This window comes from Rhodococcus sp. 2G (assembly GCF_001886355.1).
Lineage (GTDB): Bacteria > Actinomycetota > Actinomycetes > Mycobacteriales > Mycobacteriaceae > Rhodococcus > Rhodococcus pyridinivorans.
This window is the reverse complement of the sequence record NZ_CP018063.1, coordinates 3003684-3027129: the sequence shown is the minus strand read 5'-3', so window position 1 is coordinate 3027129 and position 23446 is coordinate 3003684. Positions and strand designations below refer to the sequence as shown.

General features: G+C 69.0%; 22 protein-coding genes and 1 pseudogene. 16 read left to right on the top strand and 7 right to left on the bottom strand.

The window, feature by feature from the left end; genetic code table 11:
- The first annotated feature begins 289 nt into the window (after positions 1–289).
- The 3 genes from mdo to madC all read left to right on the top strand — a co-directional run bounded on the left by mdo (position 290) and on the right by madC (position 4294).
- Positions 290–1561, top strand: coding sequence for an NDMA-dependent methanol dehydrogenase (gene mdo / locus BO226_RS14115; RefSeq protein WP_024101655.1), 1272 nt, complete (start codon positions 290–292; stop codon positions 1559–1561).
- Between the two features lie 80 nt (positions 1562–1641).
- Complete coding sequence (locus BO226_RS14110; protein WP_071935497.1) at positions 1642–2745, top strand: MadB family AAA-type ATPase; 1104 nt, start codon at positions 1642–1644, stop codon at positions 2743–2745.
- Between the two features lie 7 nt (positions 2746–2752).
- Positions 2753–4294, top strand: a complete 1542-nt coding sequence (gene madC / locus BO226_RS14105) for a MadC family VWA domain-containing protein (RefSeq protein ID WP_071936451.1) — start codon at positions 2753–2755, stop codon at positions 4292–4294.
- Here the strand turns inward: madC and BO226_RS14100 are convergent.
- Together BO226_RS14100 and BO226_RS28125 are read right to left on the bottom strand one after the other, a co-directional pair.
- Entirely contained in the window at positions 4204–4635 is a 432-nt protein-coding gene (locus BO226_RS14100) for an SRPBCC domain-containing protein (RefSeq protein WP_232238127.1), read from the bottom strand. The genes madC and BO226_RS14100 overlap by 91 nt on opposite strands.
- Before the next feature lie 33 nt (positions 4636–4668).
- A pseudogene (locus BO226_RS28125) lies at positions 4669–4788 on the bottom strand (transcriptional regulator); the annotation flags it as partial.
- 58 nt (positions 4789–4846) lie between these two features.
- Between BO226_RS28125 and ggt the strand changes: the two are divergent.
- From ggt to BO226_RS14080, 4 genes are all read left to right on the top strand, one after another.
- Complete coding sequence (ggt, locus tag BO226_RS14095; protein WP_071935496.1) at positions 4847–6844, top strand: gamma-glutamyltransferase; 1998 nt, start codon at positions 4847–4849, stop codon at positions 6842–6844.
- A 175-nt stretch (positions 6845–7019) separates the two neighbouring features.
- Positions 7020–8252 (top strand): iron-containing alcohol dehydrogenase, encoded by a 1233-nt coding sequence (locus BO226_RS14090; RefSeq protein WP_071935495.1) that lies wholly within the window; start codon positions 7020–7022, stop codon positions 8250–8252.
- A complete protein-coding gene (locus tag BO226_RS14085; protein WP_071935494.1) occupies positions 8249–9622 on the top strand; it encodes a MadS family sensor histidine kinase in 1374 nt (457 codons plus the stop codon). The genes BO226_RS14090 and BO226_RS14085 overlap by 4 nt, the downstream gene beginning before the upstream one ends.
- Entirely contained in the window at positions 9619–10296 is a 678-nt protein-coding gene (locus BO226_RS14080) for a MadR family response regulator transcription factor (protein ID WP_006553550.1), read from the top strand. Before BO226_RS14085 ends, BO226_RS14080 begins: the two co-directional genes overlap by 4 nt.
- Before the next feature lie 21 nt (positions 10297–10317).
- On the opposite strand, the gene BO226_RS27070 is transcribed toward BO226_RS14080, so the two are convergent.
- From BO226_RS27070 to mftR, 4 genes are all read right to left on the bottom strand, one after another.
- Positions 10318–10473 (bottom strand): hypothetical protein, encoded by a 156-nt coding sequence (locus tag BO226_RS27070; protein ID WP_024101650.1) that lies wholly within the window; start codon positions 10471–10473, stop codon positions 10318–10320.
- Between the two features lie 6 nt (positions 10474–10479).
- Positions 10480–10920, bottom strand: coding sequence for a hypothetical protein (locus BO226_RS14075; RefSeq protein ID WP_024101649.1), 441 nt, complete (start codon positions 10918–10920; stop codon positions 10480–10482).
- An 82-nt stretch (positions 10921–11002) separates the two neighbouring features.
- The gene (gene mftM, locus BO226_RS14070; RefSeq protein WP_071935493.1) at positions 11003–11806 is read right to left on the bottom strand and encodes a mycofactocin oligosaccharide methyltransferase MftM; all 804 of its coding nucleotides are present in this window, start codon (positions 11804–11806) and stop codon (positions 11003–11005) included.
- A complete protein-coding gene (mftR, locus tag BO226_RS14065) occupies positions 11803–12468 on the bottom strand; it encodes a mycofactocin system transcriptional regulator (protein ID WP_071935492.1) in 666 nt (221 codons plus the stop codon). Before mftR ends, mftM begins: the two co-directional genes overlap by 4 nt.
- Positions 12469–12588: 120 nt before the next feature.
- Here mftR and mftA point away from each other — a divergent pair, with 120 nt between their 5' ends.
- The 7 genes from mftA to BO226_RS14030 are packed head-to-tail and all read left to right on the top strand — an operon-like array spanning position 12589 to position 20277.
- On the top strand, positions 12589–12684 hold the full coding sequence (mftA, locus tag BO226_RS14060; RefSeq protein WP_006553546.1) for a mycofactocin precursor MftA: 96 nt from the start codon (positions 12589–12591) through the stop codon (positions 12682–12684).
- A gap of 40 nt (positions 12685–12724) precedes the next feature.
- The gene (gene mftB, locus BO226_RS14055; RefSeq protein WP_006553545.1) at positions 12725–13018 is read left to right on the top strand and encodes a mycofactocin biosynthesis chaperone MftB; all 294 of its coding nucleotides are present in this window, start codon (positions 12725–12727) and stop codon (positions 13016–13018) included.
- A gap of 19 nt (positions 13019–13037) precedes the next feature.
- The gene (gene mftC / locus BO226_RS14050) at positions 13038–14279 is read left to right on the top strand and encodes a mycofactocin radical SAM maturase (RefSeq protein WP_019291268.1); all 1242 of its coding nucleotides are present in this window, start codon (positions 13038–13040) and stop codon (positions 14277–14279) included.
- Between the two features lie 23 nt (positions 14280–14302).
- Positions 14303–15511, top strand: a complete 1209-nt coding sequence (gene mftD, locus BO226_RS14045) for a pre-mycofactocin synthase MftD (protein WP_006553543.1) — start codon at positions 14303–14305, stop codon at positions 15509–15511.
- Between the two features lie 13 nt (positions 15512–15524).
- Positions 15525–17426 (top strand): mycofactocin system FadH/OYE family oxidoreductase 1, encoded by a 1902-nt coding sequence (locus tag BO226_RS14040; RefSeq protein ID WP_071935491.1) that lies wholly within the window; start codon positions 15525–15527, stop codon positions 17424–17426.
- Positions 17427–17476: 50 nt separating this feature from the next.
- On the top strand, positions 17477–18289 hold the full coding sequence (locus BO226_RS14035) for a mycofactocin-coupled SDR family oxidoreductase (RefSeq protein ID WP_039585332.1): 813 nt from the start codon (positions 17477–17479) through the stop codon (positions 18287–18289).
- Between the two features lie 2 nt (positions 18290–18291).
- Complete coding sequence (locus tag BO226_RS14030; protein ID WP_156895213.1) at positions 18292–20277, top strand: mycofactocin system FadH/OYE family oxidoreductase 2; 1986 nt, start codon at positions 18292–18294, stop codon at positions 20275–20277.
- Here BO226_RS14030 and BO226_RS14025 read toward each other — a convergent pair.
- A complete protein-coding gene (locus tag BO226_RS14025) occupies positions 20252–21235 on the bottom strand; it encodes a GNAT family N-acetyltransferase (RefSeq protein WP_071935490.1) in 984 nt (327 codons plus the stop codon). The genes BO226_RS14030 and BO226_RS14025 overlap by 26 nt on opposite strands.
- 97 nt (positions 21236–21332) lie before the next feature.
- Here BO226_RS14025 and mftE point away from each other — a divergent pair, with 97 nt between their 5' ends.
- A complete protein-coding gene (mftE, locus tag BO226_RS14020) occupies positions 21333–22016 on the top strand; it encodes a mycofactocin biosynthesis peptidyl-dipeptidase MftE (protein ID WP_019291273.1) in 684 nt (227 codons plus the stop codon).
- Positions 22013–23446: a mycofactocin biosynthesis glycosyltransferase MftF gene (mftF, locus tag BO226_RS14015; protein WP_071935489.1), complete on the top strand. Its 1434-nt coding sequence runs from the start codon at positions 22013–22015 to the stop codon at positions 23444–23446. The genes mftE and mftF overlap by 4 nt, the downstream gene beginning before the upstream one ends.

The following is a 23446-nucleotide window of genomic DNA, read 5'->3' as shown; positions in this document are numbered from 1 at the left end:
CGTCCTCTCCTGCAAAGATGGCCGCGCACGACCGAATCTAGAACGTGTTCTAATTCAGGTTACCAGCGCACATGGGATGAGGAAAACGGTACCGGCACTGCTCGGGCGAGTGCGGCGCCCACCCGGTCAGCGGGAGGTGCCCTACCCGAACGGGCGGTGCCCCCGCGGCGACCGGACGGTTTCGGCCGCTGCGTCTTTCACGCCTCGCAGCTCTGGTCGATGGTGAATCGCGGATGAGGTCCACATCACACTCCCGATCCGGTACACCCCCTCTGCGAGGAGATACACCATGGCAATCGAGCTCAATCAGATCTGGGACTTCCCGATCAAGGAATTCCACCCCTTCCCCCGCGCGCTGATGGGTGTCGGCGCCCACGACATCCTCGGCGTCGAGGCGAAGAACCTCGGCTTCAAGCGCGCCCTGCTGATGACCACCGGCCTGCGCGGATCGGGGATCATCGAGGAGCTCATCGGTAAGATCGAGTACCAGGGCGTCGAGGTCGTCCTCTACGACAAGGTCGAGTCCAACCCCAAGGACTACAACGTCATGGAGGCCGCGGCGCTCTACCAGAAGGAAAAGTGCGACTCGATCATCTCCGTCGGGGGCGGATCGAGCCACGACGCCGCGAAGGGCGCCCGCGTCGTGATCGCCCACGACGGCCGCAACATCAACGAGTTCGAGGGCTTCGCGAAGTCCACCAACAAGGAGAACCCGCCGCACATCGCCGTCTCCACGACCGCCGGCACCGGCTCCGAGACGTCCTGGGCCTACGTCATCACCGACACCTCCGACATGGACCACCCACACAAGTGGGTCGGCTTCGACGAGGCCACGATCGTCACCCTCGCGATCGACGACCCGCTGCTCTACTACAGCTGCCCCCAGCACTTCACCGCCTACTGCGGTTTCGACGTCCTCGCCCACGGCTCCGAGCCGTACGTCTCCCGGCTGGACTTCGCCCCGTCGCTCGGCAACGCCCTGTACTCGATCGAGCTCGTCGCGAAGCACCTGCGTGAAGCGGTCTTCGAGCCGCGCAACCTCAAGGCCCGCGAAGGCATGATGAACGCCCAGTACATCGCCGCGCAGGCCTTCAACTCCGGCGGCCTCGGCATCGTGCACTCCATCTCGCACGCCGTCTCGGCCTTCTTCGACAGCCACCACGGCCTCAACAACGCCATCGCCCTGCCGCGCGTGTGGGAGTACAACCTGCCCTCCCGCTACGAGCATTACGCCCGCATCGCCACCGCGATGGGCGTGGACACCCGCAACATGACCACCGTCCAGGCCGCCGACGCGGCCGTCGAAGCGGCGATCCGTCTCGCGAAGGACGTCGGCATCCCCGACAACTTCGGGCAGGTGCGCACCGACTCGTACGAGAAGAACCAGATGAACACCAAGAAGTATGCGGGTCGCGGAGACGCGATCCGCGGCGACGAGAAGACCGTCCGGGCGATCTCCGAGCACATCCAGGACGACTGGTGCACCCCGGGCAACCCCCGCGAGGTCACCGTCGACTCGATGATCCCGGTCGTCGACCACTGCATCAACCGGTCCTACTGAGAACCCGCGCTCCCGGGGCGTCCCCTGCGCCCCGGGAGCGCCCTGCTCCGCTGCGACCACGCCACAGAAGGAGACCCCGGATGACCCCGTTCGCCTCGGGCGCCGAGTTGAAGGATGCGCTGCGCCGGCACGACTACATCGCCGACGACGAGTTCGCGACCGTCGTGCACCTCGCCACCGCACTCGAGCGGCCCCTACTGCTCGAAGGCCCCGCCGGGGTCGGCAAGACCGAACTGGCCAAGGCGCTCGCCGCGGTCGGCGGCCGGAAACTGGTTCGACTGCAGTGCTACGAAGGGCTCGACGACAGCCGCGCCCTCTACGAGTGGGACTACGCCAAACAGCTGCTGCACGTGCAGATGCTGCGCGACCGCATCGGCGAACTGCTCGCCGGTCGCGCCGACCTCGCGGACGCGTCGAAGTTCCTCGCGCAGCAGGACTTCGGACTGTACTCGGAGACCTTCCTGTCGGTCCGTCCGCTGCTCGAGGCCGTGCTCTCGGAGGAGCCGGTGGTCCTGCTCGTCGACGAGGTGGACCGCACCGAGGAATCCATGGAGGCACTGTTGCTCGAGGTGCTCGCCGAACGGCAGGTGACGATCCCCGAGGTCGGCACGTTCACGGCCCGGTCCACACCGTGGGTGATCCTGACCTCCAACGACACTCGCGAGTTGTCACCCGCGCTCAAGCGTCGCTGCCTGCACTACCACGTCGGATACCCGACACCCGAGCGTGAACGCGAGATCGTCACCGCGCGGGTGCCGGACGTGCGCCCGGGAACGGCTCACCAGATCGTCGACCTGTCCCGGACCCTGCGCGATCTGCCGCTGCGCAAGAGTCCCTCGATCTCGGAGGTCATCGACGCCGCACGTGCGGCGACGGTGATGGGACACGACGCCGACGACCCGGATTCGCTGGGCGGCATGCGCGACGTGCTGCTGGCGACGCTGCTCAAGTACACCGGCGACGTCGACCTCGCGAAGGCCCGGCTCGGCGGTGCGGCACCGGCAGCCGCGGTGTCCGAACCGATCGAACCCGAAGCGAGTGCGCCCGAAGCTGTTGTGAACGAATCTATTTCGTCGCGTGAACCCGTGACGGTCGCATCGCGCCCGGCGAACACCACGACGGCCGTCTTCCGGGGACGCGGTGGTGGCGGTCGCGACGCCGCGGGCAGCGGACTGCGGGGGTGACCCCGCAATGCACGCATCCCGGGTCACACAGGTGACCGCGCTCGACGAGCGTCGCCCCCGCTACGTGCTCGACGTGGTAGCGGCGGTGTTCGGCCTGCTCCTGCGACGCCACGGTGTCGCGGCGTCACCGGCCGAGAGCATCGAGGTGCGCCGGGTGCTCGACCTGGTCTCCGTCCGCGAGCGGGATTCACTGCGCTCGTGCCTGCGGGCGGTGTGCGCCAAGTACTCGCACGAGCGGGCCGGTTTCGAGCGCGCTTTCGACGAGTTGTTCGGTGCGGTCGACGCCGCCGTCGCCGCGAGCGGCGGCGGTCCCGCCCGGGCGCAGTTCGCCGAATCCCTGCCGGCGGCGCTCGAGATCGGCGACGACCCGAGCATCGCGCGCTACGCCGAGTACAACGACCGCGCAGCCGAGGTCGGCGACCACTTCGACACCCCGGAGGCCCGCAAGGGGTTCAACCCGCACAAGGACGACGACGATGTGTCGATGACGTCGTCCGATGCCGATCTGTCGGTGGACACGGGTGCGGACTCGGGCCGTCGCGGCGTCACCTACACCGTCGACGTCGAGAATGCGGCGACCACGACGGTGGGTGATCTGTCCGGTGAACCGGGTGCCGCGGTCGTCGGATCGCTGTCGTGGGACGACCCGGCGTCGATCCTCGCGTGGCTCGACGCCTACGACCCGCACCGCACCTACGGGGGAGAGGTCCTCGACGAACCCCTCTCCGCATCGCAACTCGCGCGACTCGTGGACGCGGTCGAGGCGTTCGTCGCCTCACTCGCCGCCGCGGTGCCGGGCGCCGAGGGTGTCGAGGCGCCCGAATCGCACGACGCCGCCGGCATCGATCGCGCCGAGATCGAGCTCGCGTGCCACGAGGTGCTGCGCCGCATGCGCGGACCGGTCCGGCCCCATCCGCGTGAGCGGACCCGCGGACGGCTCGACATGCGCAGGACCGCCCGGGCGGGGATGCGGACCGACGGTGTGCCGTTCCGGCTCGTCGTCCGCGCGCCCCGCCCCGACCGGGTGCGGCTGCTCGTCCTCGCCGACGTCTCGCTGTCGGTCCGCCCGATCACCGCGTTCACGCTCCGGCTCGCCCAGGCGATGCACGGGCGGGCGCACCGGTGCCGGGTGGTCGCCTTCGTCGATCGTCCGGTGGACGTGACGACACAGTTGCTCGCCGCCGGCGGTGACGGTGCCCTGGCCGCCGTACTCGCCCATCCTGCCGTCGATCTCGAGGCGAGCAGCGACTACGGAAGGATGTTCGACGAACTGCTCACCGAGCACTCCGGATCGATCGACGGCCGGACGTCGGTGCTGGTCGTGGGGGACGGGCGCTGCAACGGCCTGCCCCCGCGCACCGATCGGCTCGAGGAACTCCGTCGCCGCGTGCACCGCCTCGCGTGGATCACGCCCGAACCCGAGCGGTACTGGACGCAGGCGACCTGCGCGATGCCCGGCTACGCCGAACTGTGCGACGAGGTGGTCGTCGCCCGCGACGGCGCGCAACTGCTCGCGCGTGCCGCCGAACTCGGCCACGCCCTGCGGTGAACGGCGCTCACCGCGTCGCGGACCCGGCAAGCAGTTCCTCGAGTCGTTCGAAGCCCTCGGTCAGGCCGGTCTCCATACCCGCTTCCGCCATGCCGTCGCGGGCCTCCTGTCTCGGGTACACGGAATGGCGACCAGCTTGCAGGGACGTTCCCGAGGTCGACGAAGGTGAGCGTCTCGAGGCTCACCACATCAGGGAACCCGAGATATTCGAAGGTCTGGACGATGAACTCGTTCTCGCGGACGGTGTGGAAGACACCCGCGAAGCGGTAGCTGCCGCTGTCGTCGGAGTGTTCGTAGCGGTACGAACCGCCGGTGCGGAGGTCGTACTCCTCGATCTTCATCTGCAGGCCGCGCGGGCCGAGCCACTGCGCGACGGCGTCGAGACCGTGGAACTGCTGTTCCTTCACCAACCGGTAGCGGTCGATCCAGGAGGTCAGCATCTCCAGCCGTGGGGGCTTCAGGTGGACGGGCCGGCGCTGGGCGTCGCGCGTGCGCAAACGGATCGCGGTCGAATTCCCTACGGGCACTCACGCGCCCGGCTACGGTCAGTGAATGGTCCTGCCCTCGAGAGCCCGGTCCGGTGTCCGCGCGGCCTTCGCCGCGGCCGTCTCGATCACCCTCCTCGGCGCGTGTACGTCCGCGTCGGACGATATGGAGTCGGGCGGTACGGCTGACGTGCAGGAGACCGCGGCAGCCGCGACCTGCACCGCCGAACCCAACGGCACCCCGATCGCCGAGACGCAGCCGGCGACGGAGACCGGGGATCGCGACATCTCCACGAACCCCGAGATCGCGACCGGTTACCGCGCCGGCATGACCGCGGTGACCACCTCCTCCTTCGCCGTGTCGACGGCCAATCCCGCATCCACCGAAGCGGCATGCGAGGTCCTGCGCGACGGCGGGACCGCGGCCGACGCACTCGTCGCCGCCCAGATGGTCCTCGGTCTGGTCGAACCCCAGTCGTCGGGTATCGGCGGCGGAGCGTTCCTGGTGTACTACGACGCCGAGTCCGGTGAGGTGAAGGCATACGACGGCCGCGAGACGGCACCGATGTCCGCGACCGAGAACTATCTGCGATGGATCAGCGACACCGATCGCACCGAACCCCGCCCCGACGCGCGTGCGAGCGGCCGCTCGATCGGCGTGCCCGGCGTCGTGCGGATGCTCGAAACCGTCCACGCGAAGCACGGGAGTGCCGCCTGGGGCGAATTGTTCCGCCCCGCGATCGATCTCGCCGATCAGGGCATCGTGATCAGCGACCGTCTGGCGCAGTCGATCGCCGATTCCGCCGAGCAGCTCGCCGTCGACGACGAGGCCCGCGCCTACTTCCTGCAGGCCGACGGCTCGCCCAAGCCCGAAGGTGAGATCCTCACGAATCCGGCGATGTCCAAGACGCTCTCGGCGATCGCCACCGACGGCGCCGACGCCTTCTACACCGGTGACATCGCGGCCGGCATCGTCGAGTCCACCGGCACCGATTCGGGCGGGCGTACACCCGGAACGATGACCCTCGACGATCTCGCCGTCTACGAGGCGAAGGAACGGCAACCGCTGTGCACCCCCTACCGCGAGTACGAGATCTGCGGGATGCCCAACCCGTCCTCGGGTGGCATGGCGGTCGCGGCGACGCTCGGCATCCTCGAGAACTTCGACCTCGCGTCGCTGCCGCCGGGTGATGTCGATGCCGACGGTGGCGTCCCCGACGCGGATGCGGTGCACCTGATCTCCGAAGCCGAACGACTCGCCTACGCCGATCGCGACAAGTACGTCGCCGACGCCGATTTCGTGCCCCTGCCGGGTGGCTCGCTCGAGACCCTGGTGAACCCGGACTACCTGTCCGAACGCGCAGGGCTGATAGACCCCGGCAAGAGCATGGGCGAGGCGCAGCCCGGCGACTTCGGTCCGGTCCCGCTCGGCATGCCGCCGCAGAGCCCCGAACACGGCACCAGCCACATCTCGGTCGCGGACAGCTACGGCAACGTCGCATCCATGACGACCACCATCGAGTCGGCCTTCGGCTCGTTCCACATGACCGACGGCGTCCTCCTCAACAATCAGCTCACGGACTTCTCGGCCGAACCGGTCGACGAGGAGGGGCTGCCCGTCGCCAACCGCGTCGAACCCGGCAAGCGGCCGCGCAGCTCGATGGCCCCGACGCTCGTCTTCGATCGCACCTCCGACGGCGGTCGCGGCGACATCCGGATGGTGGTCGGGTCGCCGGGCGGCTCGGTGATCATCCAGTTCGTCGTCAAGACACTCGTGAACACTCTCGACTGGGGACTCGACCCGCAGCAAGCCGTCTCGGCCGTGTCGTTCGGCGCTGCGAACACCCCCGTCACAGGGGTCGGCGGCGAGCATCCGGCGATCGACGGTGCCGACGACGGAGCGACCGATCCACTCGTGCAGCAGCTCCGCGACAGGGGCCACGAGGTGTCCGTCGCCCCGCAGTCCAGTGGACTGAGCGCGCTGCTGCGTCAGGGGGAGGGATGGGTCGGTGGCGCCGACCCCCGACGCGAGGGCGCCGTGATGGGTGATACCGGCGGGCAGTGACGATCGGCGCCCGATATCCGTCGAGCGCGGATCGACGCCCGTGACCTACCCTGTCGGATAGGTGCCGACCTCACCATCGGTCCGGTGCGTCCCGTGCCCGCTCCGCCCGACAACCCGCGCACCGTAAGCTGGATCACACAGGTGCGCGGATCGTGCGGATCGTCAGGAGTGAACAGTGGCCGTCGTCATGCCGGGACACCAGAACACGACCCATCCCCGTGCTTCCGCGCGCCCTCGGGACGACCACCCCGCTTCGGGGCCGGCCCTGGTCAAGTTCCACGCCCCCGAGATCGTCTTCGGGGAGGGCTCGCTCGTCGAAGCGGCCCACGCCGCCGTCCGGCTCGGCGGTGTCCGCCCCATGCTCGTCACCGACCCGGGACTGATCGAAGCCGGCTGGGTCGACGAACTCCTGCAGCACCTGCGTGATCAGGGGGTCGACGCCACCGTGTGGGCCGGTCTCACCCCCAATCCGAAGGACCACGAGGTCGCGACCGGCCACGAGGTGTACCGGTCGCGGGGCTGCGACGTCCTCGTCGCGCTGGGCGGTGGCTCGGTGATCGACGCCGCGAAGGGCGTCGCGATCCTCGCCGCCAACGGCGGCAACATCCTCGACTACGAGGGCGTCGACCGAGCGCCGTTGCCCATCCCGCCGATGGTCATGGTGCCGTCGACGTCCGGGACGGGAGCCGACGTCTCCCAGTTCTGCGTGGTCACCGACACCGCGCGCGGCAGCAAGATCACCATCATCGGCCGGTCGCTCGTCCCCGACCTCACGGTGATCGATCCGCGACTGCTCACCACCATGCCCGACGACCTCAACGCCGCCACCGGACTCGACGCCCTCACCCACGGCATCGAGGCGTTCGTCTCCCGCGCCCACAACCCCCTCACCGACCATCACGCACTGCGGGCGGTCGGCATGGTCACCGGCACGCTCGTGCGCACGATCGACGACCCGACCTACATGCCCGCTCGCGCCACCATGGCCCAGGCCAGTCTCGAGGCCGGACTCGCGTTCACCAACGCGATCCTCGGTGCAGCCCACGCGATGAGCCATCAGGTCGGCGGTCTGCTCGACCTGCCGCACGGGGTCATCAACGGCGTGCTGCTGCCGCATGTCATCCGGTTCAACGGTGCCGACGATCCCGAGCCGTTCGTCCAGGTCGCCGCGACCCTCGGTCTGGAGGAGGCGCGCGGTGCCGCGCCCGAGGCCGTCGATGCCGTCGCGTCGCGCATCGACGCCCTCGCCCGTCAGGTGGGTGTGCCGCGCGGACTGCGCCAACTCGGCGTGCGGGAGGAAGACCTGCCGCGACTCGCCGAGGGAGCACTGCGCGACGCGTGCATGTCGACGAATCCGCGCACCGCGACCCGCGACCAGATGATCGAGTTGTTCCGGACGGCGCTGTGAGTGCTCCCGACCTGTCGGCACTGACCGGACTCCGCTCCGGGAAGTCGACCTTCTATCCGCAGTACCGCGGCGCCGCCGAACGGCTCGAACGCGTCGTCCACGCACTCGAACTGATCTCCCGGGCATTGGTGCGCACGGTCGAGGGGCCCGAGACGCTTATCTGCGCCGTCGCCGAAGCCGCTCGCGCGCACCTGAGCGCGACGTGGGTTGCCTTCGCCCTCGCCGACGGTGTCCTTCCCGATGCCGGGCCGCGCAGGCTCGTGCTCGGCCCCGACGCCACTCCCTTCCTCGTCGACAACGTCGAGGGACCGCCCCTGCCCGACGAGGTCGTGGCCCTGCTCGACGCCGTGCGTACCGGTGCCGTCGAACGTCGCGAGCTGGTCGAGAACCACCACGCGTTCGTGCCCATCGTCCTGGACGGGGGAGTCGCCGGTGCCATCGCCGCGTGGACGCCGGACCGCCGCGTCCTCGACACCACCGACCGCGCCGTTCTGTCGATCCTCGCCAGCCAGACCGCGGTCGCGCTGCAGAACTCCGCGCTCTACCAACGCGGACAACTCCTGCTCGAACGCGCCGAGCAGGCCTACCGCGAAGCGAACCGCTCCGCCGCCGATCTGCAGGCACGCAACGAGGAACTCGAAGCGACCCTGAAGAAACTCGCTCTCACGCAGCGGCAGCTGGGCGTCGCCCACCGGAACCAGGCGCTCGACGAGGAACGCCACCGCATCGCGCGCGAGCTCCACGACAGCGTCACACAGGCCGTGCTCTCGGCGGGCATGCAGATCGAAGTGTGCCGCAGCGACATTCCCGACGCCGGACGCAGCGAACGACTCGACCTCGCCAAGGAACTCACCCGCGGTGCCGTCGAGCAGTTGCGATCCGCGATCTACGCGCTGAACCGGCCGTCCGATTCCGAACGGATGTCGTTGCCGGAGATGCTCGAACAGCTCAGCGTGGCCCACATGCCGGGCGAACTCGAGGTCAAGACGAGAATGGGTGGCACACCGGTCGAGTTGAGCGGCGAGGCCGAGCACGCCCTGCTCCGGATCGCCGGCGAAGCGTTGTTCAACGCGGCGGTGCACGCCAACGCGAGTCGCGTGGTGCTGCGGCTCAGTTATGGACGCGATGCGGTCCTGCTGTCGGTCGCCGACGACGGCGACGGCGACCCGGCGCGTCTGCGGGTGATGCTGCGACTCGCCGCCAACGACCTCGACGGGAGCCATCGCGGTCTCGCGAACATGCAGGCCCGCGCCCGCGAACTCGGTGGCACCCTCGAGGTGCGTCGTTCCCGGTTCGGTGGAGTGCGAATCGCGGCCCGTATTCCGTTGCAGGACAATGCTGTAGCTCAACAGGTGGGAGAACCGTCATGACCGTCACGCCGCCTCGGATGACCCCGCGGGCGCGGCCCGGCACGGTGCGCATCGCACTCGTCGACGACCACGCGATCCTCCGCCAGGGACTCCGCTCGATCCTCGATCGCGAACCGGATCTCGAAGTGGTGGGGGAGGCCTCGACGGACGTGGAGGCGCTCGCGCTCGTCGACCGCATGCGCCCCGACATCGTGCTGCTCGATCTCAAGCTCTCGGCCGGGTCGGACTTCGAGGGACTGGGATTGTGCGGGCGGCTGTCCTCGGCGCACCCGGGCATCGGTCTGCTCGTGCTCACCACCTTCCTCGACGAACAACTCGTCGTGCGGGCGGTGCACGCGGGCGCGCGTGGTTACGTCGTCAAGGACGTCGACACCACCGAACTGGTGCGCGCCATCCGGGCGGTCTCTCGCGGTGAGAGCGCCTTCGACTCGCGCAGCGCGGCGGCGGTCGTGCGTTCGCTCAACGGGCAGGGCACATCCGCCGAACAGTTGACCGGCCGCGAACTCGAGGTGCTGAAGCTTCTCGCCGCCGGCATGTCGAACGTGAAGATCGGTGAGCAGCTTTTCATCTCGGCCACCACCGTGAAGTTTCACGTCAGCAACATCATGCGCAAGCTCGGGGTGAGCCGCCGGGCCGAGGCGGTCTACGCCGCCAGCAAGCAGGGGCTGATCTGACCGCCTGGCCCCTTCCGCGGCTCAGCTCTGCGCGGTGAGCTTGCTGCTGTAGGCCGCACCCCAGTCGTCGAGCCACGCGGCGACGGCCAACGGTTTCGCGTTCGGTGTCCGCGACGAGCGTGGCCGCGTCCGCAGATACGGCGACGGGGGACTGGCGGGTACGGACCCGACGTCCACACCGCGTCAGCGTCCGGTCGGAGCAGGCGAGTGCAATGGCACGAGTACCGACAGTGCGCCGGTATACAGGATCAGGCGCAGTAGCGGTCCGCCTCGGAGAAGCTGCCGGGTGATCTCCCGGACCCGTCGGCCCTCGTCCTCACCCGGCGGCGCGGCGAGCACGATCGCGGGACCGGAACCGGGCCGGGTCGCGGTGACGAGCAGACACTCCTCGACGGTGGTCAGTACCGGAATGTCGTTCGCGCCCTCGGTCTTTCCGATCGCCACGGCGTCGTAGTCGGAGTCGTCCGCATCGTCGTGGAAGACGAGCAGCCGCACGTCCGGTCGCTCGGGGAGCGGCCGACAGTCCGTCACCACTCCGCACGACATGTCCCGCGATGCGCCGGGGCGGGGAAGGACGACGCGACGAGTCGTCCAGCCGAAGTGGCTCTCGACGATGTGGTCCATCACGCCACCTCCTTCCGTCCACACCGGGTATTCGTCGCCGGACGGGAAACGGATGGGCGGGCAGGCGGATGGCCCGGGTGGATCACCCGATGACGAGCCACCCACCGTGGTGTTCGAACACCTCGAAGGGACGCCCCGTACTGCGGCCCAGTTCCTCGAGTGCGGGCAGGTCGAAGGTGCGCACGTGTCCGTGGCAGGCCGTCGCCTCGTCCTCGAACGGCACCGCGACCACCACCCGCTGCCGGGCGATCCGCAGCGCCTCGGCGAGGATCGTGGCACCGAGGGCGTCGTCGACGTGCTCGAGCAGGTGGATCGCGGTGACTGTGTCGGCGCTGCCGTCGGGCACCGGGACGTTCGCCGCGTCGCACGCGAGCGTGTCGACGTGCAGCCCGAGCCGCGGTGCGACCGCATCGAGCAGGCGCATCGTGCCGGGCAGGATGTCGGTGGCGGTGACGGTGGTGCCGGCGGCGGCGAGCCGCAGCGGCAGGAAGCCGAAACACGACCCCAGGTCGAGTACGCTCCCACGGACGAGTTCGGCGGCCCGATTATGGATGGGCGCGAAATCGGCTGTACCGTCGAGCAGTTCGCCGAGCGAGTTGCGGTAGTAGGTGACCCACGAGTCGAGGGCGCCGGGCACTGTGGAGCGGACGAGTCCCACCATCGTCAGCTCGAACTCGTCCTGACCGAACTCGATGTCCTGGATCGAGGCGGTGACCTCGGCGACGAGTCGCTCGCTGATCTGCTCGGCCGTGAGGGAATGCGTGACGTGGAGTCGGTCGTCCTCGCGCCGGACGTTCAGCGGCCCGGCGGGTACGCGTTCGACCGTCACGTGATCGTGTGTCCACCGGCCCGGGCTGCAGGGAGCGAGCGAATCGAGCAGGGTCATTGTTTCGCAACCTTTTTCGGAGGTGTGGAAAGGGGCAGTGTGGAAGGGGAGTGCGGGTCACTGTAGTCGAGACCGGCCGTCAGTGTCCCCATCCCGGTGGCCAGTAAGTCGTGCAGATCCGATCCGGGTTCGTCGAGCCACGCCTCGTAGGCGGAGATCGCGACACCGAGCAGCAGATAGCCGACGGTGCGGGGGATGTGGTCGTCGGGATCGGCCCCGATGCGACGGGCGACGAACTCGGCGACGACACGTCTCCAGCCCTGGTACATCACCGACGAATAGCCCTGCAGCGCGGGCGTGTGCAGGATGAGACCCATCCGCGCGCGGTGTCGTTCGGCCTCACTGTCGGGGAAGGTGTTGAAGTCGTGCAGGGCGGTGGTCAGCGCTTCCGAGAGCGGAACGTCTTCGGGGATCGTTTCGAGGCTCGCGCGCATGCCGGCGAGGTGTTCGTCGAAGTTTCCCCAGGCCACCTCGTTCTTCGACGGGAAGTAGCGGAAGAAGGTGCGTCGCGCGATGTCGGCCGCCTCGGCGATGTCGTCGATGCTCGTCTCGTCGAAGCCCGCCTCCATGAACAGCTCGATGCCGATTGCGGCGAGTTCCTCCTTCGTGGTGGACGGGCGGCGACCTATCCGAGCGGACGGTTTCCCGCGACTACGCGTCATTCTTCCTCCCGAAGGCGTGACATTCTGCACTTGATGCCATTACAGTGGTGAACTGTCTCACAGCGCAAGTCCCACTGTGACGACCGGCTCCGATCCAGGAGAAGAAACCGAGGAGGAAACATGTCCGATCGTGACAACGCCGTGATCGAATCCGATCTGATCGAGGAGTCCCTCGTCGAAGAGGTCTCCATCGACGGCATGTGCGGCGTGTACTGACATGACCGCGCCCGGAGCCACCGACGTGTCCCCCCTGGCAATGGACACCGAGACAGCAACGGACACCGAGATGTTCGATCCGGGTGCCGGCTGGCGGCTCCACCCGCAGGTAGCGCTTCGCCCCGAGCCGTTCGGGGCGTTGCTCTACCACTTCGGCACCCGCAAGTTGTCGTTCCTGAAGAACACCGTCATCGTCGACGTCGTCCGATCCCTCGGCGACCACGGGTCGGTGCGAGACGCGTTGCGAGCGCACGGGATCGACGAGAACGCCGAGCGGCCCTACGTGCGTGCCCTGGGCACCCTGGCCGATTCGCACATGATCGTTCCTGTCTGACGTCTGTAAGGACCAGCCCATGACCTCGCTGCTCGAACCGCCCACAACCTCCGCCCCACCGAAGGTCGGTCGCCTCGTCGACCAGTTCGAGAAGGGCCTCGACGCCCCGATCTGCCTGACCTGGGAGCTCACCTACGCCTGCAACCTTTCATGTGTGCACTGCCTGTCCTCGTCGGGCAAGCGCGACCCGCGTGAACTGTCGACCGAACAGTGCAAGGCGATCATCGACGAGCTGCAGCGCATGCAGGTCTTCTACGTCAACATCGGCGGCGGCGAACCCACCGTGCGATCCGATTTCTGGGAACTCGTCGACTACGCCACCGAACACCAGGTGGGCGTGAAGTTCTCGACCAACGGTGTGCGCATCGACAAGAAGGTCGCCGCCCGGCTGGCCGCCTCCGACTATGTCGACGTGCAGATCTCCCTCGACGGCGCCACCGCCGAGGTCAACGACGCCGTGCGCGGGCCGGGTTCGTTCGCGATGGCCGTGCGTGCCCTGGAGAACCTGTCCGAGGCGGGCTTCCGCGACGCGAAGATCTCCGTCGTCGTCACCCGCCAGAATGTCGACCAGCTCGACGAATTCAAGGCTCTCGCCGACCGTTACGGCGCGACCCTGCGCATCACGCGACTGCGCCCGTCCGGCCGCGCCGTGGACGTGTGGGACGACCTGCATCCCACCCACGAGCAGCAGCGGCAGCTCTACGACTGGCTCGTCGCCCACGGCGAGGGCGTGCTCACCGGCGACTCGTTCTTCCACCTGTCCGCCTTCGGCGGCGAGGGCGGCGGCTCGCTGCCCGGACTGAACCTGTGCGGTGCGGGACGCGTGGTGTGCCTGATCGACCCGGTCGGCGACGTCTACGCGTGCCCGTTCGCGATCCACGAGAACTTCCACGCCGGAAACATCCTCACCGACGGTGGTTTCGCGTCGGTGTGGAAGAACTCCGAGCTGTTCCGCGAACTGCGCGAACCGCAGTCCGCCGGTGCGTGCGGCTCGTGCAACTTCTTCGACGCGTGCCGCGGCGGCTGTATGGCCGCGAAGTTCTTCACCGGCCTGCCGATGGACGGACCCGATCCCGAGTGCGTGCAGGGCTACGGGCAGTCCGCGCTCGAAGCCGAGCGCACCGTGCCGCAGTCGAGCGTCGACCACTCGCGCACCGGCAAGCGCGCCGAACGGCGCACCCCGGCCGCACCGGTACCGCTGACCCTGCTCACCAAGCCCCCCGCCAAGTTCTGCGACGAGAATCCGCTCGCAGGGCTCTAGACCTTCCGAGGAGACGACCGACGATGGCCAAGCCTTCCTGGTTGAAGAATCCGTGGGCCCAGGACCCATGGTTCGAGACCGTCGCAATCGCACAGCAGCGCGCCCGTAAACGCCTGCCCAAGTCCGTCTACGGCGCACTCGTCGCCGGATCCGAGGCCGGCATCACGGCCGACGACAACACCACCGCCTTCCGCGAACTCGGGTTCGCCCCGCACGTCGCGGGACTGTCGGACAAGCGGGAGATGTCTACGACCATCATGGGACAGGATGTGTCCCTGCCCGTGATGATCTCGCCGACCGGTGTGCAGGCCGTGCACCCGGACGGTGAGGTCGCCGTGGCCCGCGCGGCCGCCGCCCGCGGCACCGCGATGGGTCTGTCGTCGTTCGCGAGCAAGTCCATCGAGGAAGTCGCGGCGGTCAACGACAAGACCTTCTTCCAGATGTACTGGGTCGGCAGCCGCGACACGCTGATCCAACGCATGGAACGTGCCCGCGCTGCGGGCGCGAAGGGTCTGATCATGACCCTGGACTGGTCGTTCTCCAACGGTCGAGACTGGGGCAGCCCCGCCATCCCGGAGCGGATGAACCTCGAGGCGATGGTCAAGTTCGCCCCCGAGGGCATCACCCGGCCCAAGTGGCTCCTCGAATGGGCGAAGACCGGTGCCGTGCCGGATCTGACCACCCCCAACCTCACACCGCCGGACGGCCAGGCCCCGACCTTCTTCGGCGCCTACGGCGAGTGGATGACCACGCCCCTGCCCACCTGGGAGGACGTCGCGTGGCTGCGTGAGCAGTGGGGCGATGCACCGTTCATGCTCAAGGGCGTCATGCGCGTCGACGACGCCAAGCGCGCCGTCGATGCCGGGGTCACCGCCATCTCGGTGTCCAACCACGGTGGCAACAACCTCGACGGCACCCCGGCGCCGATCCGGGCCCTGCCGGCGATCGCCGAAGCGGTGGGCAAGGACGTCGAGGTGCTGCTCGACGGCGGTATCCGCCGCGGCAGCGACGTCGTCAAGGCGATCGCGCTCGGCGCCAGGGCCGTGCTCATCGGCCGCGCGTACCTGTGGGGTCTGGCCGCGAACGGTCAGGCAGGCGTGGAGAACGTCCTCGACATCCTTTCCGGCGGAATCGGTTCCGCCCTCATGGGTCTGGGCAAGAACTCGATCCACGAGCTCACCCCCGACGACGTCTTCGTGCCGGACGGCTTCCGCCGCGATCTCGGCATCTGACCGAACCGACGATATGAGCCCCGCGCTCACCGAACCGATCACCCTCGCCGGACGCACCGCTCCGTCGAGGGTGATCTTCGGTCCGCACGTCACCAATCTCGGTGACGGCCGGTCGTTCTCGGACCGTCACGTCGCGTACTACGCGCGACGTGCGCAGGGTGGGTGCGGGATCGTCGTCACGGAGACGGCGTCGGTGCACCCGTCCGACCACCCTTACGAACGCGCACCGCTGGCCGAGTGCTGCGGGGACGGCTACCGGCGGATCGTCGAGGCCTGCCGTCCGCATGGCACACTCGTGCTCGCCGGCCTCGGTCATCGCGGCCTGCAGGGTTCGAGCGCGTGGACCCGGGCACCGCTGTGGGCACCCTCGCGCGTGCCGGATCCGGTGACACGCGAACTGCCTGCCGAGGCGACCGAGCGTGAAATCGCCGAGCTCGTCGAGTCCTTCGCCCGTGCTGCCGTCGTCGCCGCGGAAGCGGGTCTCGACGGAGTGGAACTCGACGCCGGACCGACCTCGCTGCTGCGGCAGTTCCTCTCCGGGCTGACCAACCGTCGCGACGACGCATACGGCACCGAACGCCTGCGGCTGCTGCGTGAGGCGATCGCCGCCGTTCGCGCGCAAATCGGCTCGGATCACATTGTTGCACTGAGACTCTCGTGCGACGAGAACGCGCCGTGGGCGGGCATCACACCCGACATCGCCGCCGGATACGTCCGCGCGATCGCATCATCGGTCGACCTGCTCACCGTGGTGCGCGGTGGATTGTTCTCACCCGAGTCGTATCGGCCCGACGCACATGTCCCCGCCGGATTCAACGACGACCTGTGCCGCCGCATCCGGGACGAGATCTCCGGATCGGTCCCGATCGCTCTGCAGGGCAGCATCGTCGACGCCGGCCACGCGCAGCGGGCCCTCTCCGACGGTGCGTGTGACCTGGTCGAGATGACCCGCGCGCAGATCGCCGACCCCGACCTCGTCGTCGCCGTCCGTCGCGGTCGTCGGCCGCGTCCCTGCGTGCGCTGCAACCAGGCGTGCCTCGTCGACGACTTCCACAACCCGATCGTGGGGTGCATCGCGAACCCGGAGGCCGGCGACGAGACACGGAACTCTCCCGGACCGGTGGACTCCGCACGCGACGTACTCGTGGTGGGTGCTGGACCCGCCGGTCTGGAAGCAGCGCGCGTGGCAGCGACGCGCGGTCACCGTGTCGTCCTGGTCGAGGCGGACGAACGGGTCGGTGGGACGATCGCCGCCGTCTCGCGCGGTGGCCGGCCCGACTTCGCTGCGCTCGTCGACTGGCTCGAACAGCAGTGCGTGGAGTCCGGCGTCGACATCCGTACCGGCACGGAAGTGAGCGCTGCCGACATCGAGAGTGCGCTCGCTGCGGGTACGGAGGTCGTGCAGGCCACCGGCGGGTTTCCACGTCCACCCTCCTTTCCGGTGACCGAGCCCGAGCGGTACGCGACCGCCGCGAAGGTGCTGTCGGGGATTCGGCCGCCTGCGTCCCGGATGGTCGTGTGGGATCCGACGGGTGGTCCGGTGGCGAGTGCCGTCGTCGACCGTCTCGTGGAGCGCGGCGCGGAGGTCCACTATGCGACGGGTGACCCGGTCGCCGGATCACGACTTGCGCCGACGGGGGACTTCGTCGCCTTCGACGTCCGCATGCAGCGGGCGGGCGTGGCGAGACATCTCGGGTGCCGGGTCGGTTCGGTCGACGCCGACGGCGTCGTGCTCGTCGACCGGGTGTCCGGGGAATCCACGCCGGTGGCGGACGCTGTCCTGGTCGACTGCGCACCCCCGTTACCGGCAGAAGTGTCCGATTGGCCGGGATCGCGGTCGATCGGCGACCAGGTGGCCCCGAGGACCGTGCGCGAGGCCGTCCGAGAGGGATACCGGGTGGCCACGGCGCTGTAACGTGGGGCACACTGAAACGCGTTCTAATTTGGGTCTACGGAAGGGCCGACATGGGAGATTTCGACGGCAAGGTCGTCTTCATCACCGGGATCGCGCGCGGGCAGGGCCGCAACCACGCCATCCGGTTCGCGCGTGAGGGCGCGTCCGTCATCGGCGTCGACATCGCGGCCCCGGTATCGGAGTACGTGACCTACGAGCAGGCCACCGAGGACGACTTCCACGAGACGGTCCGCCTCGTGGAGCAGGCCGGCGGGAAGATCCTCGCCCGTGTCGCGGACGTGCGCGACAGCGCCGCACTGAAGGCCGTCGTCGACGAGGGCGTCGCCCAGTTCGGGCGACTCGACGTGGTGGTCGCCAATGCCGGCATCTGCAGCTGGAACCGCTTCTGGGAAATGCCCGACGACCAGTTCGAAGAGCTGATCGACATCAACCTCACCGGTGTCTTCAAGACCCTCAAGGCCGCTGCCCCCGCGATGATCGAGGCCGGGAACGGCGGATCGATCATCGTCGTCAGCTCGGTGGCGGGCCTCAAGGCGATGCCAGGCCAGATCAACTACGCGGCAGCGAAATTCGGCCTCGTCGGTATCACGCAGGCAGCGGCGAAGGAACTCGGCCCGTACCGTATCCGGGTCAACTCCATCCACCCCTACGGCGTGAACACCCCGATGGGCACCGACGTCAGCGTCCTGAAGCTGTTCGAGAAGAACCCGTCGTGGGGACCGAACTTCGTCCCCATCCTCACCGAGAAGCCTGCGGCCGACCCCGACGACATCTCGGAGACCGTGTTGTTCCTCGCGAGCGATCGGGCCTCCACGATCACCGGCAGCCAGATGGCCATCGACCAGGGCAACTCGAAGGTCTGACGGTGACGCGCACGGCGACCGGCACCGTTCCGCACGCGTCGTTGCGGATCGGTCCGGTCACCCTGCGCAACCGCATCGTCTTCCCGGCGCACCTGACCAACTTCTCGGTCGACGGCACCGTCACCGACCGCCACATCGCGTACTACGAAGCCAGAGCACGAGGCGGCGCGTCCATGATCGTCACCGAGGAGCACACCGTGCACCCCTCGGACCGGCCCTACGAGAAACTGATCCGGGGCTGGGACCCGGACATCGTCACCGGTTACCGCCGCCTCACCGACGCCGTCCACCGACACGGCACGCGGATCCTCGCGCAGCTCAACCACAACGGCGCGCAGGGCACCTCGATGTACACGGGGCAACCGCTGTGGGCGCCGAGCCCCGAACCCGACCCGCTCTTCCGCGAGGTCCCACGCGTGATGACGGAATCCGACATCGCCGAACTCGTCGCGGGCTACGCCGACGTCGCCCGCCGCTGTGCCGAGGGCGGCTTCGACGGTGTCGAGATCCAGTGCTCCCAGGCATCCGTCCTGCGCGCTTTTCTCGCATCCGCGACGAACCGTCGCACGGACCGCTACGGCGGGGATCTCGCCGGGCGGGCCCGTCTGCTGCTCGAGGTCGTGTCCGCGGTACGGGCGGCCGTCGGGCGCGACCGTGTCGTGGGCGTGCGACTGACGGGTCACGACGGCACCGACGGCGGTGTCGGTATCGACGACGCCGTGCAGGTCGCGCGGATGCTCGAGGCGAGCGGCGACGTCGACTACCTCAACACGTCCGTGGGCGTCGCGACCGAGACGCTGCATCTGGTCGAAGCGCCGATGTCCACCCCGCACGGTTATTCCCTGTTCGTCCCCGACGCGATCCGGGCGGCGGTGTCGCTGCCGGTCGTCGGGGTCGGGCGCTTCACCCGACCCGAACAGGTCGGTGCCGCGCTCGCCGACGGAGTATGCGATCTGGTCGGCGCCGTGCGCGCGCAGATCGCCGACCCGGAGTTCGCGAACAAGACCCTCTCCGGACGCGACGACGAGATACGGCCGTGCATCGGCTGCAATCAGGAATGCATCGGACGGGTCGGGCTCAACCGTCCCATCGCGTGCGCGGTCAATCCCCAGGCCGGGTACGAATCCGACGCTCCTGCCGCGCCCGCCGTACCGCACCGGGTCGTCATCGTCGGCGGCGGACCCGCGGGCCTGCAGGCGGCGGTAACGGCTGCCGGAGAAGGACATTCGGTCACCTTGCTCGAACGGAACCGGTGCACCGGCGGCCAGATCCGTGAGGCGGCCGCAGCCCCGCACCGTGCCGAACTGCTCGGTGCGGTGACCCACCTCGACGCCGAGTGCCGCCGCAGGGGAGTGGACATCCGTACCGGTGTGACCGCCGATGCCGCGACGCTGCACGCGCTCGCGCCCGACGTCGTGGTCGTCGCGACGGGTGCGCGCCCACACCGGCCCGCATGGGCGGGTTCGTCGGCGCGGGTGAGCGACGTGCGCGACGTGCTCACCGGTCGCACCGCACCCTCCGGCCGCGTCCTCGTCGTCGACGATCTCGGTTTCCACCAGGCGACCTCGGTCGCCGAACTACTGGCCGACCGGGGGAGTGCGGTGACAGTGTGCACGCCGGGAATGCTCGTGGGCCAGGACCTCGGCCTGACGCTCGAGCTCGACGGCTGGTTGCGCCGCGCCCACGACAAGCGGATCGAGCGACTCACCGGCGTCGCCGTCGGCGGTGTCGTGGACCTGCCGGACGGCGCCGAGGTCACCCTGATCCACCACGCGACCGGCGAACCGGCGACGCTCGCGGTGGACGCGGTCGTCGTCGCCACCCATCAGGATCCCGTCGACGAGCTGTGGCAGGAGCTTTCGGCATCCGGCACGAGAGTGATCCGTGTGGGCGACGCGGTGACGCCACGCCGCCTGCACGCCGCGATCGTCGAGGGGGAGCGGGCCGCCAGGGACCTGGCTCCTACGCCTCCAGCCCGCGGCGCATGACGATGCGCGGCCAACGGTCGAGGCCGTGCTTCCGTTCCTCCGCGCGGATCCGGGTGAGAACTGGGGAGAGGGCATCGTCCGCGACCGTGTGAAAGCCGAGACGGGCGTAGTACGGGCCGTTCCACGGCACGTCGCGGTAGGTGGTCAGCGTCAGCGATCCGAACCCGGCGTCCCGAGCCCACCCCGCGACATGGTCGATCAGCTTGCGGCCGATCCCGCGACGCGCGTGATCGGGATGCACCGACACCTGCTCGATGTGGACACCGTTGTCGACGAGGTCGGCCACGAGATACGCGACCGCTCGTCCCTGCTCGTCGAACCACGCCCAGCAGCGGCCCGCGTCCCGGTGAGCGCGCAACTCCTCGACGGACGGAGGATCGTCGTCGGCGACGAACGCCATCCCGATCTCGGCGAAGGGCTTGCCCGCCGCGCGTTCGATCTCCTGCAGCACCGGCAGGTCGTCGTCGGTCGCCGGACGGATCGGGGGCAGTTCCTTGCAGTAGTACATCGCCGTCGGTGATTCCGCGTAGAGCCCGAAGCGCTCGGTCATCGGCACGTACCCGGCCTTCGCGTACAGCGCGATCGCCTCGGGTTGCTCGCTGCCCGTCTCGAGAATCATGCGACGGCGACCGGCATCGGTCGCCGTGCGCTCCAGCGCACCCAGCACCCGTGCTGCCACACCACGTCGCCGCATGCTCGCCCGCACGTACATCCGCTTGATCTCGGCATCATCGTCGCGTACCCCTCGATGCGAATGCTCCGGTGCACGCCAGCCGCCGATCCCGGCCGGAACCCCGTCGGCCACCGCCAGGAGGAACACCCCGCGTGGCGGTTCGAATTCGTGCGGCGCCAGTTCGGTGTCGTCGGGTCCGCCGTACCTCCGCACGTATTCGAGTTGGACCTCGCCGATGAGGTCCTGCACGTCCGGATCGTCCAGCGGACGAGGTTCGATCAGCACCGGGAAAGCGTACCGACCGGATCTCGGCGTCCGGGCGGACCCACCGAGACCTCCGGGTTTCGTGCACGCCCGCGAAACCCTTAGCATCGGAGCGGTGATGCGGGAGCTCGCCGACGCCTGTTGGACGGACATCGAACCCGACCGGGTGACGGTGGCCGTCCCGATCGGTGCGTTCGAACAACACGGCCCACACCTTCCCCTCGACACCGACACCCGGATCGCGACTGCTGTCGCCGCCGAGCTGCCCGAGGTGGTCCTCGCGCCACCCCTGCCCTACGGAGCCAGCGGGGAACACGAAGGTTTCGCCGGCACCGTCTCGATCGGAGCCGAGGTGACGAAGGCGCTGATCGTCGAATACGGCAGGTCGGTGTGCCGATGGGCGAAGCGGGTCGTCTTCGTCAACGGGCACGGCGGCAACGCCTATCCGCTGATCGAGGCGGTGAGCCTCCTGCGATACGAAGGCCGCGACGCTGCCTGGCTTCCGTGCGCGGTGCCCGGATCCGATGCCCACGCCGGTGTCACCGAGACGAGTCTGCTGCTGCACCTGGCGCCCGGGGCGGTCGACATGACGCGGGCCGCGGTCGGCGCAACGGAACCGATCGGAGCACTGATGCCACGACTGCGCGAAGCCGGTATCGTCTCGGTGTCCGCGAACGGAGTGCTGGGAGACCCCACCGAGGCCACCGCAGAACTCGGCGCGCGCCTGTTCGCGAGTCTGGTCGAGCGGGCGAGTGCACAGGTCGCCCGGTGGCAGCCGGGAACGGAAGGAAGGCTTCGGTGAGTCGGGCGATCACTCCACAGGCGACGTCCCCGGAGGCGGCGCAGCCCTCAGCGACCCGGCTCCCCGACGGTTTCGGTGTGCGCATCGACGCGCGGGTGCGCAGCTTCGCCGGAGGACGCGTCCTCGTCGGAGGATCGCCCACGCGCATGCTCACACTTGCCCCCGCCGCCGTAGCGATGATCGACGAGGACTTCGTCGAGGTGGTGGACGCGCAGAGCGCCGCGGTCGCGCGACGCCTGCTCGACTCGGGCATCGGAAACCCCCGGCCGACGAAGCTGCCGCCGAGTTCCGCCGTCACCGTCGTCGTCCCGGTCAAGGACAATCCGTCCGGCCTCGCCCGTCTGCTCGCCGCTGTCGAAGGGCACGAGGTCGTGGTCGTCGACGACGGTTCCGAGAAACCGGTCGAGGCGCCGGAACGTGGTCGCGTCCGGGTGATCCGGCACGAGACCGCACGCGGGCCGGCGGCGGCCCGAAACACCGGATTGCAGCAGGTGACAACGGAATTCGTCGCCTTCCTCGATTCCGATGTGGTGCCGCAGCTGGGCTGGCTCGAACGATCACTGGGGCACTTCACCGATCCTGCGGTCGCACTCGTCGCGCCGCGCATCGTGGCCCTCGAACCCGACAGCAGCGCGCTCGCGAAGTACGAGCACGCACGCTCGTCGCTCGACCTCGGCAGCCGGGAATCCGCTGTGGTCGCGGGTGGTCCCGTCTCGTACGTGCCGAGCGCGGCGCTGCTCGTCCGTCGCGACGCGCTCGTCGCCTGCGGTGGTTTCGACGAGACGATGCACGTGGCCGAGGACGTCGATCTGTGCCGGCGACTGCAGACCTCGGGGTGGCGGTTGCGGTACGAGCCCATCTCGCGGGTCGCGCACGACCATCGCACCCGCTTCCGGACGTGGTTGACGCGCAAGGCATTCTATGGAACCGGTGCGGCTCCGCTCGCCGAGCGGCATCCGGGTTCCGTCCCACCGATGGTGATGTCGATCTGGACGCTCCTCGCGTGCGTCGCGATCGCGACCTTCACCCGCGTCGGGGTGATCGCAGCGGTGCTGACCCAGGTGGTCACCTTCGTGCGGTTGCGGCGGATGTTCTCCGGACTCGACCGGCCCGACCGCATCGCCGCGCTGCTCACCGCCCAGGGATTCGCCGGTGGTCTGTGGCAGGTGGCGTCGGCGGTGTGCCGGCACTACTGGCCGGTCACGGTCGTCGCAGCGGTGTTCTCCCGCAAGGTTCGGCGGGCGGTTCTGGCTTGTGCTGTGGCCGAAGGCATCTGGGACTGGAAGACGCACCGCGAGAGCGGCGGGCTCGATCCCGTCCGGTACCTGCTCTACAAGCGCCTCGACGACCTCGCCTACGGCGCGGGGCTGTGGAAGGGTGCGTTCGACGCCCGCACGGCGGCCGCGCTCGTACCCGACATCCGGAAGTGA

What these genes read in the sequence shown, in the direction of transcription:
- BO226_RS14080 (WP_006553550.1), top strand. Translation starts at nt 9,619, where the DNA reads ATGACCGTCACGCCGCCTCGGATGACCCCGCGGGCGCGGCCCGGCACG.
- mftD (WP_006553543.1), top strand. Translation starts at nt 14,303, where the DNA reads ATGGCCAAGCCTTCCTGGTTGAAGAATCCGTGGGCCCAGGACCCATGG.
- madC (WP_071936451.1), top strand. Translation starts at nt 2,753, where the DNA reads ATGCACGCATCCCGGGTCACACAGGTGACCGCGCTCGACGAGCGTCGC.
- BO226_RS14040 (WP_071935491.1), top strand. Translation starts at nt 15,525, where the DNA reads ATGAGCCCCGCGCTCACCGAACCGATCACCCTCGCCGGACGCACCGCT.
- mftA (WP_006553546.1), top strand. Translation starts at nt 12,589, where the DNA reads ATGTCCGATCGTGACAACGCCGTGATCGAATCCGATCTGATCGAGGAG.
- ggt (WP_071935496.1), top strand. Translation starts at nt 4,847, where the DNA reads ATGGTCCTGCCCTCGAGAGCCCGGTCCGGTGTCCGCGCGGCCTTCGCC.
- mftE (WP_019291273.1), top strand. Translation starts at nt 21,333, where the DNA reads ATGCGGGAGCTCGCCGACGCCTGTTGGACGGACATCGAACCCGACCGG.
- mftC (WP_019291268.1), top strand. Translation starts at nt 13,038, where the DNA reads ATGACCTCGCTGCTCGAACCGCCCACAACCTCCGCCCCACCGAAGGTC.
- mftR (WP_071935492.1), bottom strand. Translation starts at nt 12,468, where the DNA reads ATGACGCGTAGTCGCGGGAAACCGTCCGCTCGGATAGGTCGCCGCCCG.
- mftB (WP_006553545.1), top strand. Translation starts at nt 12,725, where the DNA reads ATGGACACCGAGACAGCAACGGACACCGAGATGTTCGATCCGGGTGCC.
- BO226_RS14075 (WP_024101649.1), bottom strand. Translation starts at nt 10,920, where the DNA reads ATGGACCACATCGTCGAGAGCCACTTCGGCTGGACGACTCGTCGCGTC.
- mftM (WP_071935493.1), bottom strand. Translation starts at nt 11,806, where the DNA reads ATGACCCTGCTCGATTCGCTCGCTCCCTGCAGCCCGGGCCGGTGGACA.
- BO226_RS14110 (WP_071935497.1), top strand. Translation starts at nt 1,642, where the DNA reads ATGACCCCGTTCGCCTCGGGCGCCGAGTTGAAGGATGCGCTGCGCCGG.
- BO226_RS14100 (WP_232238127.1), bottom strand. Translation starts at nt 4,635, where the DNA reads ATGAAGATCGAGGAGTACGACCTCCGCACCGGCGGTTCGTACCGCTAC.
- mdo (WP_024101655.1), top strand. Translation starts at nt 290, where the DNA reads ATGGCAATCGAGCTCAATCAGATCTGGGACTTCCCGATCAAGGAATTC.
- BO226_RS14035 (WP_039585332.1), top strand. Translation starts at nt 17,477, where the DNA reads ATGGGAGATTTCGACGGCAAGGTCGTCTTCATCACCGGGATCGCGCGC.